This is a genomic window from Paucibacter sp. KCTC 42545 (assembly GCF_001477625.1).
Lineage (GTDB): Bacteria > Pseudomonadota > Gammaproteobacteria > Burkholderiales > Burkholderiaceae_C > Paucibacter_A.
This window is the reverse complement of record NZ_CP013692.1, coordinates 880,185-894,115: the sequence shown is the minus strand read 5'-3', so window position 1 is coordinate 894,115 and position 13,931 is coordinate 880,185. Positions and strand designations below refer to the sequence as shown.

Genomic DNA, 13,931 nt, shown 5'->3' with positions numbered 1-13,931 from the left:
TTGAGTTTGGCCGCGCCTTTTTCGGCGCCGAAGTTCATGCTGGCGGATTGTGGTGCGCGGGTCGCCCTGGCGATAGACATTGGCGGTCAGGTTTTTGACATATCTCGCCAATGCACAAGCCCGCTGGGGCTCAAAGCCAAACAAGCGCGGGCAAACCCGCAGGACTCATGGCGACGGCAGGTTCACACGCCCACCAACGGCCGCAGCCTGCTGGGCCGCACGCCGAAAGGCCAGCGGCGAGCCTTGGGTCCAGCGCCGGAAGGCTCGCGTGAAAGCGCTTTGCTCGGAATAGCCCAGCAGGCCGGCAATCTCGGCCAGTTGCAGGCGTTGATCCTGCAGATACTGGCGCGCCAGGCGCAGGCGCAAGGCCTCCAGCACGCCGCGGAACTGCAGGCCCTGGGCGGCGAGGCGGCGGTGCAAGGTGCGCGGGGAAATATGCAGGGCCAGCGCCGCCTGCGCCAAGCTGGGCTCGCCGCTCAACAGCATTTGGGTCAGGCACAGGTCCAGCTGCCTTTGCAAATCATCACGCGGCCCGAGTTCGGCCAGCAAAGCATCGGCCTGCTGGCTGAGCATCTCCAGCAGCGCCGGATCGGGCGAGCGCAAAGGGTGCTGCAAAGCCGCGATGGGCATGGCGATGCGGGTGCTGGGCTGATCAAACAGCACCGGGCAGTCAAAGTAATCCAGATAGGGTTGCAGATCCGTCGGCGCCGGGTTGACGAAGCTGACGTAACGCAGGCCTAGGCCGACCTGTACTAGGTCGCGCGAGAACTGCACCAAGGCCGTCACCGCGCATTCATCCACCAGTGGGCCTGGGCGGCCCTGCTCCACGCCCCACTCGAACACCACTTCCTCGGGGCTGGCGATCAGGCGCAGCGGATTGACGTCGTAGAGCAGACGCTGGTACTGCTCAAAGCGCGCCAGAGCCGCACCCAGATCACCGCAAGCCAGCAAAACATAACCCAACATACCCAGGTGCCGCGGCGTGATGGTGCTGCCCAGGTGCAGGCCCAGCAGCGGGTCGTTCAGGCACTGCGCCGCCTTGGCCAGCAAAGCGCCCCAAGCCTGCACGTCATAACGCCCCGGGCCGCCGCGGTCCACCGCGGGTTTAGGCGCACCGAGCAAGCGCTCAGCATCCAGGCCCATGCGGGCCAAATACTCGTAGAGCAGATGGACGTAGGTGACGGGAACAATCCCTTGCGGGACGGGCGGGCTGATCATCAAGGGCAAAGAAAAGCTAAACGACTCGACGCGAGAGAGACAGCCCTAACAAAAGCGCTGCGGGTGATTGGGCAAGGCCCGCAGTTTAAGCACCCGCGCCCAGGTCAGCGGGCGGGCCTCCCGGCCAGCCTGCTCAAACGCTGATCAAACCCCGATGGGAAGGCGGCGGTTCAGCCCGGCCAAGTCGCGGCAGAAGAACTCATCGCGCAGATAGGCGGGCTCGTATTCACGCACGTCGTAATGCACCCAGGTCGGCGCAATGTCGGCCGGCTCCAGCGACTTGCGGTTGCGCGCCAGCCAGCCAATTTGCGCATTCGCCTTTTCAACCAGCAGGCCACGGATCGCATTGCAGCGCTCCATGTCCTCGCGCTTGCCCATGCCTGGCGGCAGCACCGTGTCGATGTCCACCGCCTTGCCATGATGGTTGGTGGTGGTGCGGCCCTTGCGCTCGTTCTCCACCGCGCAGCGGTAGCCCGAGGAGAAGAGGAACTTCACATCCTCGCGATAGGCAAACAAGGCCCGCGCCGCCCACAGAATCAGGCGATGCACGCCCGGGTATTCGTAGCGGTGAAACTGCTCCAGCCCCTTGCCGCCGGGCATGTACAGGCCTTTGAAGCGGCCTTGGCCGAAACCGTCACACACGCCGCAAGGGCAGCGCAGCTGGCGGAAGTCGATGGGAAAACGATCAGCGAAGGCGTCGATGGCCTGAAAGGTCGCGCGGTCCACCACGCCGCTGGGCTGGCTCAGCCGCATCACATCGCGCTGAAAGGCCTTCACTTGCAAGGCCGTGCCGGGCCCGAAGTCGCCGTCCAACAGCGTGCCGCGAAAGCCCGCCAAGCGCAATTGCAGCTCAGCGACATCGTCGCCCCGAACGCCTTGTTGCAATACCCGATCGCCGTATGCCATGACTGCTCCTTGTTGCTGCGACTCGGTTGCATTCGCTTGCCCTCGGCAGCATTCGGTTGCGCCTTGCGAGCGGGCAGCTACGAAGCGCAGCGCCCACCCAAGGCTGGGCTGACGGTAGGCGGGTGGCGCGCTGCGGTCAAGCCCGCGGGTCGCAAAGCTTGGGCTGCCTGTCCTCTACCTGCAGGACAGCCCGCCACGCCGGGCCGGGCCAGCGCGCAGGCGCTTGACCGGCCGCAGCGCCGTGATCAGGGCAGCACAGGCGAATCTGGCCTGGGCGCGCCCTGCGCCACCAAGGCCTCCACGACACCGGCGTAGTCGCCGCCCGGCGCGGGCATGTTTTCGGCCGCATGCAGGCAGCTGCCCAGGGCATTGCCACCGAAGCCATTGCGCTCATCCCAGTGCGCGCCATGCTGGATCAGCAGGCGCACGAGGCCGACGTCACCGCGAAAAGCCGCCTGGTTGAGCGCGCTGGCGCCCCAGTCGCCCCGGCAAGCCACCGGCCAACCCAGCGCCAGCATCAGTGCGACGGCGGCATGGGCGCCGCGCTGCGCTTGATCTGGCAGCAGGCGCAGATCGGCCTCATCCAGTTCCTCGATGGCCTGCGGATGCTGGGCCAAATAGGCGCTGGCGCCGGCCTCGTCAGCCGCGGCACAGGCGGCCAAGAAGGCGGCGCGGTTCTGTGGCACCGCAGCTACGTGCGCGAACTCATCACTCAGTCGCGCGCCATGGGCCTGCAAGAGTGGCAGCAAATGACGCTCGCCCAGACGCAAAGCATGTTCCGCCACCGTGCGCCCCGTGCCGTCGCGGGCCTTAACGTCAGCGCCGGCCTCCAGCAAGAGCCGCAGGCAGTCTGCCGAACGGCAACGGCTAATGGCGTGATGCAGTGGCGTGCTGCCGCCAGGGCCGGCCTCGTTCGGGTCGGCGCCCAGCGCCAGCGCCTGAGCCAAGCCGGCAGGGTCTTCAAAGTCCAGCTGACGCAGCAAGGCATTGGTGCCAGTCCAGCGCGCCCCCGCTTGCACCAGGGCGGCCAGAATGCGGCGGTCGCTCTGCTCGGTAGCGTGATAGAGCGATTCGCCATCGTTGGGCTCGGCCCCGGCCGCCAACAAGCGCTGCACCATCTCAATGCTGGCGGCCCGGTCCACGGCACCGTAGAGCAGAGGCAGTGGCTGCTCGCCGGCCTCCGGATCCAGCACGCCGGCATTCGCGTCTGCCCCTTGCGCCAACAGCCAATCCAGGCAAGCCAGCAAACCGGGGCGGTAAACCGGCAGCCGCGCCAGCGAGGAGAAGCACACCCACGCAATGGGCGGCGCCTGCAGTGGCGCCACGGGCTGCAGCAGCTGGGCCGGCTTGAGGAGTTGGCGCAGCGCGGCAAGGTCGCCGGTCAGCAAGGCGGTCTGCAAACTAGGCCTGTGGTCTTGACCCAGCCAGGCCTGGGCACGCTCGGGCTGCGGGCGAGTAAACCCCTCCCCGATGGCCAAGTTCAACAACTGCGCCAGCCAGACCGCCTCATCCAACTGCGGGCGCTGCTCCACGGCTTTGATGAGTTGCGGCCAACTGGCAAAGCCGTGTTCGCGGGCCAGCACCAAATGGGCTTGACTGAGGCGCGGCGGCGCAGGCAGGTGATAAGGGGCGGCGCGCTGTAGCGCCAAGTGATCGCCGGCTTGCCAGGCGCGCAATAACTCGCGGGCTTGACGGCGCAGTTGGCCCAGATCCGGGCGTGAGGGCAAAGATTGGCTCATAAATCCTCCATGCGTGGCGCCTGTGATCCGCGTTTCATTCAGGCCGCACAAAGGTGGGCAGACATCGACAAGGGCAAGACGGGTGGGCTCAGCCCTTAGCCGCGGATCCGCAGGCGCCCCGTGTTGGCGCCGACGCGCATGATGGCAATGCGGCAAGGGCCTGTCAAATCAGGCCTGTCGCCCCGAGGCGCTTCAGCCTTGGGCGGCCACTCGCAGGCGATCCAAGCGTGGCTTCATGTAAAAGCCCATGAACAAGCCGATCAGCACACCCACCGGTAATGAACGGCTGAAAGCCATCCACCAAAGCCCTGCGAACTCAGAACTGCCCGCTCCACTGATCAAGGTCAGCGCCAAAGCCAAGATGCTTTCAATCATGAGCGCCGCCAGCATGGAGACCAGCACGGTGCGCGCGAACTTGGACAGGGTGGTGAACAAAACCTCCACCCGTTTTTCCAGAATACCCAGCAGCACCAGAACCATAGGCAGCACCAAGAGGCAAGTCACAAAACCTCGCGCCCAACGCGGCAGGAAGAGTTCACCAAAGCCGACATTGGCCCAGGTCATGACGGCGCTAAGCAGCAGGGCCACCGTCGGCAGCAAGATCAAAGCCGGCGGGATTTGCGGAAGGCCGCGGCGGGAGGAAGACTTTTTCGTCGGAGTGTTCATGCTTATCCATATCATTGACAAGTTCAACATTCTATCGATGGTTGATTATGTCAACAATATCCAAACGCAAGTCTGCCCCCCCTGCTTCCGTGTCAAACGACACGTTTGAGGTCAGCGCCTTCGTGCGCCTCATGGCTCTATTCGGCGGCGCCCAACAAGTGCTGAAAGCCCGAATGCAGACGGACGCCGAGCTTGGCTTGGGGCCCGTCGATATGGCTGCCCTGTGCCTGTGTCAAAAGAACCCGGGCGGCACCCAGCAGGATCTGGTCAAGGCCATGGGCAAGGACAAAGGCCAGATCGCCCGCCTGACCGGCGAGCTGGAAAAACAAGGCCTGCTGCTGCGTACACCCGATGCCCAGGACGGGCGGGTGTGGCGCTTGTCCGTCACCGCCGAGGGCGCCAAAAAGTGCACGTGGTTTTTCGCCATCGAGGCCGAGCTGGCACACGCACTGTTCGGGGAATTCAACAAGACCGAGCGCGCCCAACTCGACAATATGCTGACTGCGCTGCGGGGCCGCATGGACGAGGTGATTACCACTTTGGAGTAAGCGCTCAGCGTTCGGCCGCCGAGGTTTAGTGCCGGCACGATGCAAGGGCGGTTCCTGCCGTTTGAGCAGCACTTCACGAAAGCAGCCACTTCGCCGCTGCCGCATCGCCTGCTTGGCCTTGCGTCACAAGAACCGTCCAGATGATGAATTAGGATCAATATCCCGAGGCCGGCAGGATCGCTGACGGGAAGCAGCAAGCAAAACTATTGGCGTATTGCGCGCCCTTTCGACTCAGCCGATTGCCTCAGCCCAATGCCCGACGAACAGCCGTTTCGCCCGCTGACCTCCTACTTGATCCGCAAAACCACCATGTGGGCCAGCATCTGTACGCTGCTGCTGGCCACCGTGCAGGGTTGGCTGAGCTATCAGACCGTGACGGAGCGCAGCCTTGCCAGGCTCGAACAGGTGGCCTTGGCGCAAGCGCCGGCGTACGCGGAGGCCATTTGGTGGGTGGATATCGTCAGCGTGCGCCTGATGCTCGAAGGTCTTCGACGCACAACAGACATTGGCTATGCGGAGATTCGGGAGCCGTCCAACTACGCCACGACTTCGAACAAACGCGAATACCGAGTCGCTGTTCAAGACGGCGATCCCCGCTGCAAGGATAGATGCGCCTCCACCACCGCGCCACTGCTTCGCAATGGACTACAAGAACCGATCGGTGAGCTATTCCTGACCATCGACCCTCGCCTCGTTTACCTGGAGGTGGGACGCACCGTCGCCGCGGTGCTGATTTCCAGTGCTTTGAGCACCTGCTTGCTCCTGGTCGTCGTCATCTTGGTGCTGAAGCGCGATCTGCAGCGGCCCTTGACCCGCTTGAGCCGTTTCGTGAACGATCTGGCGGCCGCCGAGTTGACGCAAAAATTGGACTTGCAACGCCCACCACGTCGGCACCAAGACGAAATCGACCAAGTGGATGAGGGCTTCCAACTGCTGCAAGGCCGCCTGGCCCAACACATCCAAACCCTGGAAGAAAAGGTTGCCGACCGGACCGCCCATCTGGCCCAGGCGCTGGCCGAATTGCAGACCCTGTCGACGACCGATGCGCTGACATCCTGCCGCAACCGTCTCTACTTTTCCCAGCAACTGGGCACGGAGATCCAACGCGCCCAGCGTTATCAGAGGCCGCTGTCCGTCGTGTTCTGCGACATTGACCACTTCAAGCAAGTGAACGATCTGCACGGCCACGCGGCAGGCGACCAGTTGCTCAAAGCGACCGGCCAACTCTTGCGCGGCGAGCTTCGGGTGAGCGCCGATTGGGTGGCCCGTTATGGCGGGGAAGAGTTTGTCTTGGTTCTGCCGGAAACTGCTTTGAGCGACGCCATCGCCCTGGCCGAGCGCATCCGCCGGCACATCGCCGAGGGACCCGGCATCCGCTTGCCCGACGGCAACGCGCTCAAGCGCACCATGAGCTTCGGCGTCGCTGAATTTGCGGCGGACGAGACAGAGTCCGCCCTGCTCCAGCGCGCCGACCATCTGCTTTACGAAGCCAAGCGTGGCGGGCGGAATCGGGTTTGCGCGGCCGCCCCGGTGGTGGCCTGATACCCGCGTCCAGTGGTCGCCAAGGCTCGGATGCAGCATCAATGACAAAAATATTGCAGCAAATTGGCCTAAACCGACGCCAAGCGGCCGGATTAGGGTAATGACTGAGTTAACATACGGCCCGCTATCAGCGCAGGGTGAATCCGCTTCACCCGATCAGTTTCAAGGGTGGCTGTAGCTCAGTTGGTAGAGTCACGGATTGTGATTCCGTTTGTCGTGGGTTCGAGTCCCATCAGCCACCCCAAAGACAAAGCCCCCAGGCTCAGGCCATGGGGGCTTTTTCATTTCTGCGGCGCAAGACCAGCAGCTCTGCTGGCATTACTGCGGCCCGGCGCGCATCTGCGCGCAAAAGTCAGTTCACGCGCACTGCGGCCACACCAGCAGTTAGTGAATCAATCAATCGGCGTCAGCTTGGCCACCGACAGCGCCAGCCACTTCATGCCGTGGCGGCCAAAGTTGACTTGCGCGCGGGCATCCTGGCCCGAGCCTTCCAGCGTCATCAAGACGCCCTCACCAAACTTGGTGTGGAACACGCCCTTGCCGACCTTCAAGCCACCAAACTCGGCAGCCACTTTCTCGGCGGCGGCCGCCTTCATGCTGCGCGGCACAGGCGGCTGGGCGTACTCCGCCTTTTCGCTGCGCCCTGCGCCCACCACCGACTTCAAACCCGAGCCGCGTGACCAAGCGTCTTGATACTCTTTGGCATAGCCCGAGCCAAAACCCTGATTGCGCGGGGTCAGCCATTTCAGCGAAGCCTCAGGCAGTTCATCAAAGAAGCGGCTCTTGACGTTGTAGCGGGTCTGGCCGTGCAACATGCGGGTCTGGCTGAAGCACAGGTAGAGGCGCTGCCGAGCGCGGGTGATGGCCACATACATCAGGCGGCGCTCTTCTTCGACACCGTCGTGATCGGTCAGGCTGTTCTCATGCGGGAACAGGCCTTCTTCCAAGCCGGTGATGAAGACAGCGTCGAACTCCAAGCCCTTGGCCGAGTGCACCGTCATCAGTTGCACCGCGTCCTGCCCGGCTTGAGCTTGGTTGTCGCCAGCTTCCAGCGAGGCGTGGGTGAGGAAGGCGGCCAGGGGCGACATGATCTCGCCGGTCTCAGCATCCGGCATGGCGAAGTTGGCAGGGGCGACGGCCTGCGGGAAACCGTCCGAGATCGCACCGGGCGAGAGCTCATCCACCGGCAAGGCCACGGCGTCTTTGCCAAAGCCTTCCTGGGTCACAAAGGCCTCGGCCGCGTTGACCAATTCACCCAAGTTCTCCAGCCGCTCGGCGCCGTCCTTGTCATTGCGATAGAACTCGGCCAGGCCGCTGGTTTCCAGGATCTGCTCGATGATCTCGCGCAGGGTCAGGCCTTGCGTGAGATTGCGGGTGCTGTCGATCAGGCTGGTGAAACCCATTAGATTGCTACCGCCCTTGCCGGCCACCGCGCCCACGCTTTGATACAGGCTGCGACCACTGGCGCGAGCCGCATCTTGGAGCAACTCGATCGTGCGGGCGCCGATGCCGCGCGTCGGGAAGTTCACCACGCGCAGGAAGCTGGTGTCGTCGTTGGGGTTCTCCAGCAAGCGCAGATAGCTCAGCGCGTGCTTGACCTCGGCACGCTCAAAGAAGCGCAAGCCGCCGTAAACACGATAGGGAATGCTGGCATTGAACAGCGCCGACTCGATCACCCGCGACTGCGCATTGCTGCGGTAGAGGATGGCGATTTCCTTGCGCGACAGCCCTTGGCGATGCAAGGCCTGAGCCTCTTCGATCAGCCAATGCGCCTCGGCGAAATCGCTGGGCGCCTCGTACACGCGCACCGGCTCGCCGGGGCCGGCTTCGGTGCGCAGGTTCTTGCCCAGGCGCTTGGTGTTGCGGCTGATCAGCTCGTTGGCGCTGTCGAGGATATTGCCGAAGCTGCGGTAGTTGTGTTCGAGCTTGATGACCTTGGCGACTCGGTACTCACGCTCAAAGTCGACCATATTGCCGACCCGCGCACCGCGGAAGGCGTAGATGCTTTGATCGTCATCGCCCACCGCGAACACGGCTTGCTGCTTGCTTGGCGGCGCGAACATCTTCAGCCAAGCGTATTGCAGCTTGTTGGTGTCTTGGAACTCGTCCACCAACAGATGTTGGAAGCGGCGCTGGTAATGGTCGCGCACGGCGGCGTTATCGCGCATCAGCTCGTAGGAGCGCAGCATCAGCTCGGCAAAGTCCACCACGCCTTCACGCGCGCATTGGTCTTCATAAGCCTGGTAAATGGCCACCATGGTTCGGCTTTGCTCATCGTGCGGCTGAATATCGCGCGGGCGCTGGGCATCTTCCTTGGCCGAGGCGATGAACCAGCTCACTTGTTTGGCCACATAGCGCTCTTCATCCAGCTTCATGGCCTTGATCACGCGCTTGATGGCGGAAACGGTGTCGCTGGAATCCAGAATTTGAAAGCCTTGCGGCAGGCCGGCCAACTTCCAGTGCGCACGCAAGAAGCGGTTGCACAGGCCGTGGAAGGTGCCGATCCACATGCCGCGCACATTGACGGGCAGCATGGTGCTCAGCCGCGTCTGCATCTCCTTCGAGGCCTTGTTGGTGAAGGTGACGGCCATGATGCCGCCGGGCGATGCCTGGCCGGTTTGCAGCAGCCAGGCGATGCGGGTGGTCAGCACCCGGGTCTTGCCCGAGCCCGCCCCGGCCAGGATCAGCACCGGCTCGGCAGGCGCCGTGACGGCAGCCAGCTGTTCGGGGTTGAGGTTTTTCAGCAGGCCGCCAGGCTCGGCTGCGAAAGAAGGCGCGGCGGCCTCGGCAAACAAATGGTCATCAGGCAGAGGCAGGTTCATCCCTGCATTTTAGAGACCCCAAGCCTTCAGGCATGATGCGAGCCGATGAAAGATCCGAACACGCCCTGCCCCTGCGGCAAAGCCCTGCCCCACACCTTGCCCCACACCCTTCCCTACTCGGCCTGCTGCGGCCGCTTCCACAGCGAATTCGCGGCCAGCGGCAGGCTGACCGCGCCCGATGCCGAAAGCCTGATGCGCTCGCGTTACACGGCCTACACGCTGGACTTGCTCGACTATCTGCGCGCCAGCTGGCATCCCGACACCCGGCCCGCGCTCTTGCAGCCCAATGAGCCCGGCCTGCGCTGGCTAGGCCTGCAAGTGAAAAAGCATTTTCAAGGCCAGGACGCCGACCATGCCTTTGTGGAGTTTGTGGCGCGCAGCAAGCTGGGCGGCCGCGCCCATCGCTTGCAGGAGCTCAGCAGCTTTGAGCGCGTGGAGGGCGTCTGGCTGTACCGCGATGGCTTGTTGAGCTGAGGAAGCTGAGCCGAAACGATCAGATCCGCGGAGGACGACTCAGGCAAATTCCTGGCGCACGCCACGCGTGTTGAGGCAGTAGGCCAACCACACCAAGCCGGCACTCAGGCCCAAGCAAACCAGCGCCAGCGCAATATTGGCGCCGGTCAGCCAAGGCAAGGCCGGCACACTGGGCACCAGGGCCAGCAGCAAACCCAGGCAGAGCTTGCGACCCCACTCGAAGCGCCGCAGCAGGCCCTGGCCGCCGGCCAGCGCCAGCACCGACACCAGCAGCAAACTGGGCAAGCCGATCAGCCCAACCAAGCTGCGCGCCGCGGGCGAAAAGCCCAGCAAGTAGCCGCACAGCCCCAAACCCGCCAACCCCAAGCCCATCAACAGCCACGCCACCGCGGTGACGAGGGGGGAACGGTATCCAACGTGGAAAACTTGCGGCATGGCGATCTACTCCGATGGCGACACGGGGCATGATGCGCGGTGTCTGTGTCAGCATTCTTTCGACCGGGTCGGGTCAACACCACCCCCTCTTTTTGGGGACCGTCAGTAACAATTTGTGTCGCCATGCCGATGCATCCCGCTCAGAGTGCAAACACGGGCAATGCGCCGCACAAACCGGCAAAGAGCCAGGGAAAGAAATCACAAGTTCAATGTTGCCAATCATCCACATCGACGAGCACCTCGTGGCCATCAACAAGCCCGCCGGCATGCTGGTGCACCGCACCGGCCTGGATGCGCAGGAAAGCGTGTTCGCGCTGCAGCTCTTGCGCGATCAGTTGGGCCGGCAGGTGTGGCCGGCGCATCGGCTGGACAAAGGCACCTCGGGCCTGCTGCTCTTCGCACTGGACGCGCCAACGGCCTCCAGCCTGGGGCAGATCTTTGAGCAAGGCTTGGCGCGCAAGACTTATCGCGCCCTGGTGCGCGGCTGGCCGGCCCAGACGCAAGGCCAGATCGACCACCCGCTGGCACGCGACCCCGAGCTGCCATCGAAAGGCCAGCAGATGCTGGAGTCACGCACCGACTGGCAACGCCTGGCGCGCGTCACTTGGCCCTTCAGCACCGACCCGCGTTTTACCGACACCCGCTTCGCCTTGCTGGAGGCCTGCCCTTTGAGCGGGCGCCGACATCAGATTCGCCGCCACCTCAAACATCTGACCCACCCCATCATTGGCGACTCCACCCACGGCAAAGGCCCGCTGAACCGGGCCGCGGCGCAGTTCCTAGGTCTGCAAAGGTTGTGGCTGCACGGGATGAGTCTGGCCTTCACCCATCCGGTGACGCAGCAAGCCATGCAGTTGCAAGCACCGCTGGGGCCGGAGTGGCAGACGCTGCAGCAAATGGGCGACTGGCAGCATGACTGACAATGGGTGCCAGTCCAACCCGGTGGCGGCAACTTTTGCGCACACGCCGACGTCACCGCACCATGAATCCATGAGAAAGCCCCGCCGATGAATCAAGGCGTGATCTATGCCGCCCTGGCCTATCTGGCCTGGGGCCTGTTCCCCTTGTACTTCCGGCAAATCGCTCAGGTGCCCGCGCTCGAAGTGATCATGCACCGCACGCTGTGGTCGCTGGTCTTTGTGCTGGGCATCTTGCTGGTCTTGCGGCGCTGGGCCTGGCTGGGGCCGGTGCTCAAGTCGCGCCAGCTCTTGGGGCGCTTTGCGGTATCGGCCCTGCTGCTGTCGTGCAACTGGCTGGTTTATGTGTGGGCGGTGCAGAACAACCATGTGCTGGACGCCAGCCTGGGCTACTTCATCAACCCGCTGGTCAATGTGGCCCTGGGCTTCATCTTCTTGCGCGAACGGCCTCGGCCCTTGCAGTGGCTGGCCGTGGGCCTGGCAGCAGCCGGTGTGCTGTGGCTGGCCGTGCAGACCGGCCATATGCCCTGGGTGGCATTGACCCTGGCGCTGAGCTTTGGCTTTTACGGCCTGATGCGCAAGGTAGCCAGCTTAGGCGCGCTGGAGGGCTTGGCGCTGGAAACCATGCTGCTGGCCCCCATCGCGGCTGTGGCCTTAGGCTGGATGAGTTGGCAAGGCCAGAGCGCCTTGGCCGAAGGCAATACCAGTACCCTGGGCTGGCTGCTATTCGCCGGGCCGCTGACCGCCGTGCCGCTGCTCTTGTTTGCGGCAGGCGCACGCCGCATCCCGATGAGCACACTGGGCCTGCTGCAGTACATCTCGCCCTCTTTGCAGTTCCTGCTGGGCGTATTCCTGTTCAACGAAGGCCTGCAGCCGGCCCGCCTGATTGGCTTTGCCCTGATCTGGGCGGCGCTGCTGGTCTACAGCGCCGAAGGGCTGTGGGTCAGCAAGGCCCGTGGCCGCGCTGACCCCGCCGCTTAGCTGCTTAGTTGCGCATCAAGTGGTCGAAAGCGCCCAGCGCGGCCTTGGCGCCATCACCAGCGGCAATGACGATTTGCTTGAAAGGCACGGTGGTCACGTCACCCGCAGCGAACACGCCGGGCAGCGAGGTCTGACCCTTGGCGTCAACGATGATCTCGCCGTGCTTTGACAACTCCACCACGCCCTTGAGCCACTCGGTATTGGGCACCAAGCCGATCTGCACGAACACACCTTCCAGTTCGATGTGATGCGCCGCGCCGCTGATGCGGTCGGTGTAGCTCAGGCCATTGAGCTTGCCCTCGGCACCGGTGAACTCAGTCGTTTGGGCGCTGGTGTGGATGCTGACATTGGGCAGGCTCTTGAGCTTGTTGACCAGCACCGCATCGGCTCGCAAGGCATCGCCGAATTCCAGCAGGCTGACATGGGCCACGATGCCGGCCAGGTCGATAGCCGCCTCAACGCCGGAGTTGCCGCCGCCAATCACAGCCACGCGCTTGCCCTTGAACAGCGGGCCGTCGCAATGCGGGCAGTAGGCCACGCCCTTGTTTTTGTACTCGACCTCGCCGGGCACATTGACATTCCTCCAGCGTGCGCCGGTAGAGAGGATGACGGTTTTGCTCTTGAGTGAGCCGCCGTTAGCCAGTTTCACCTCGATCAGCTCGCCGGGCGCGGCCGCGGGGATCAGCGCTTCGGCGCGCTGCAGATTCATGATGTCAACGTCGTAGGCTTTGACATGCGACTCCAGCGCCGCGGCGAACTTCGGCCCATCGGTCTCCAGCACCGAGATGTAGTTCTCGATCGCCAAGGTGTCATTGACCTGGCCGCCGAAACGCTCGGCTGCCACGCCGGTGCGAATGCCCTTGCGGGCCGCGTACACGGCTGCCGCAGCGCCGGCCGGGCCGCCGCCCACGATCAGCACATCAAACGCCGGCTTAGCGCTGAGCTTGGCCGCGTCACGCGCCGCAGCACCGGTGTCCAGCTTGGCGACGATTTCTTCCACCGTCATGCGGCCAGAGCCAAACACTTCGCCATTCAGATAGACCGAAGGCACGGCCATGATCTCGCGGGCGTTAACTTCGTCTTGGTACAGGGCGCCGTCGATGATGACGGTTTGCACGCGCGGGTTCAGCACGGCCATCAGCGCCAAAGCCTGCACCACGTCCGGGCAGTTATGGCAGCTCAGGGACATATAGACCTCGAAGCGGTAGTCGCCGTCCAGGGCCTTGATCTGCTCAATCACTTCGGGCTCAACCTTGGGCGGGTGGCCGCCCACCCACAGCAGGGCCAGCACCAGGGAGGTGAACTCATGGCCCATGGGAATGGCAGCAAAGCGCAGGCTCATGTCGTTGCCGCTGCGCTGCAGGCTGAAGGAAGGCTTGCGGGCGTCTTGCCCGTCGGTCGTCAGCGTGATCTTGTCGGACATCGAGGCGATGTCTTGCAACAAGCCCAGCATTTCGCTGGCACTGCTGCCTTCGTTCAACGAGGCCTTGATTTCAAACGGCTGGGTGACGCGCTCAAGATAGGCCTTGAGCTGGGTCTTCAGGGTGTCGTCCAACATACGTCTTATCTCCTTGGGTTCAGGCGTGGCCAAGCAAAGCCACTCTGAAAACACCCACAGGGATGGACGTTTTCAGCGGGGCTTGAGAAGCCTTGGGGTGACTGCAAGCCCGCTGGGGCTTGCAG

Annotated in this window: 12 protein-coding genes and 1 tRNA gene; 6 read left to right on the top strand and 7 right to left on the bottom strand. The window is 63.7% G+C overall.

What is annotated here, in order from left to right:
* Window positions 1-165: 165 nt before the first annotated feature.
* The 4 genes from AT984_RS03920 to AT984_RS03905 form a co-directional block, all read right to left on the bottom strand.
* Window positions 166-1,218 carry an AraC family transcriptional regulator gene (locus tag AT984_RS03920; RefSeq protein WP_058718994.1) on the bottom strand — a complete coding sequence of 351 codons (1,053 nt, stop codon included), beginning with the start codon at window positions 1,216-1,218 and terminating at the stop codon, window positions 166-168.
* Window positions 1,219-1,362: 144 nt separating this feature from the next.
* Entirely contained in the window at window positions 1,363-2,124 is a 762-nt protein-coding gene (locus AT984_RS03915) for a peptidoglycan-binding domain-containing protein (RefSeq protein ID WP_058718993.1), read from the bottom strand.
* Between the two features lie 245 nt (window positions 2,125-2,369).
* The gene (locus AT984_RS03910; RefSeq protein WP_082679773.1) at window positions 2,370-3,863 is read right to left on the bottom strand and encodes an ankyrin repeat domain-containing protein; all 1,494 of its coding nucleotides are present in this window, start codon (window positions 3,861-3,863) and stop codon (window positions 2,370-2,372) included.
* 192 nt (window positions 3,864-4,055) lie between these two features.
* Window positions 4,056-4,529: a DUF2798 domain-containing protein gene (locus AT984_RS03905; RefSeq protein WP_197418239.1), complete on the bottom strand. Its 474-nt coding sequence runs from the start codon at window positions 4,527-4,529 to the stop codon at window positions 4,056-4,058.
* Window positions 4,530-4,618: 89 nt separating this feature from the next.
* Here AT984_RS03905 and AT984_RS03900 point away from each other — a divergent pair, with 89 nt between their 5' ends.
* The 3 genes from AT984_RS03900 (at window position 4,619) to AT984_RS03890 (ending at window position 6,863) form a co-directional block, all read left to right on the top strand.
* Window positions 4,619-5,077, top strand: coding sequence for a MarR family winged helix-turn-helix transcriptional regulator (locus AT984_RS03900; protein WP_197418238.1), 459 nt, complete (start codon window positions 4,619-4,621; stop codon window positions 5,075-5,077).
* A gap of 252 nt (window positions 5,078-5,329) precedes the next feature.
* Complete coding sequence (locus AT984_RS03895; RefSeq protein ID WP_058718990.1) at window positions 5,330-6,619, top strand: GGDEF domain-containing protein; 1,290 nt, start codon at window positions 5,330-5,332, stop codon at window positions 6,617-6,619.
* A gap of 168 nt (window positions 6,620-6,787) precedes the next feature.
* Window positions 6,788-6,863 (top strand) — tRNA-His (locus AT984_RS03890).
* A 148-nt stretch (window positions 6,864-7,011) separates the two neighbouring features.
* Here AT984_RS03890 and AT984_RS03885 read toward each other — a convergent pair.
* Window positions 7,012-9,441, bottom strand: coding sequence for a UvrD-helicase domain-containing protein (locus tag AT984_RS03885; protein ID WP_082679770.1), 2,430 nt, complete (start codon window positions 9,439-9,441; stop codon window positions 7,012-7,014).
* 45 nt (window positions 9,442-9,486) lie between these two features.
* Here AT984_RS03885 and AT984_RS03880 point away from each other — a divergent pair, with 45 nt between their 5' ends.
* Window positions 9,487-9,915, top strand: coding sequence for a YchJ family protein (locus AT984_RS03880; RefSeq protein ID WP_082679769.1), 429 nt, complete (start codon window positions 9,487-9,489; stop codon window positions 9,913-9,915).
* Window positions 9,916-9,954: 39 nt separating this feature from the next.
* Here the strand turns inward: AT984_RS03880 and AT984_RS03875 are convergent, their stop codons facing one another.
* On the bottom strand, window positions 9,955-10,350 hold the full coding sequence (locus AT984_RS03875) for a hypothetical protein (RefSeq protein ID WP_156421880.1): 396 nt from the start codon (window positions 10,348-10,350) through the stop codon (window positions 9,955-9,957).
* A 209-nt stretch (window positions 10,351-10,559) separates the two neighbouring features.
* Between AT984_RS03875 and AT984_RS03870 the strand changes: the two genes are divergently transcribed.
* Together AT984_RS03870 and rarD are read left to right on the top strand one after the other, a co-directional pair.
* Window positions 10,560-11,270 (top strand): pseudouridine synthase, encoded by a 711-nt coding sequence (locus AT984_RS03870; RefSeq protein ID WP_058718988.1) that lies wholly within the window; start codon window positions 10,560-10,562, stop codon window positions 11,268-11,270.
* A gap of 87 nt (window positions 11,271-11,357) precedes the next feature.
* A complete protein-coding gene (gene rarD / locus AT984_RS03865; protein WP_058718987.1) occupies window positions 11,358-12,248 on the top strand; it encodes an EamA family transporter RarD in 891 nt (296 codons plus the stop codon).
* 4 nt (window positions 12,249-12,252) lie between these two features.
* Here rarD and ahpF read toward each other — a convergent pair whose 3' ends face one another.
* Window positions 12,253-13,806 carry an alkyl hydroperoxide reductase subunit F gene (gene ahpF / locus AT984_RS03860; protein ID WP_058718986.1) on the bottom strand — a complete coding sequence of 518 codons (1,554 nt, stop codon included), beginning with the start codon at window positions 13,804-13,806 and terminating at the stop codon, window positions 12,253-12,255.
* Window positions 13,807-13,931: the final 125 nt, after the last annotated feature.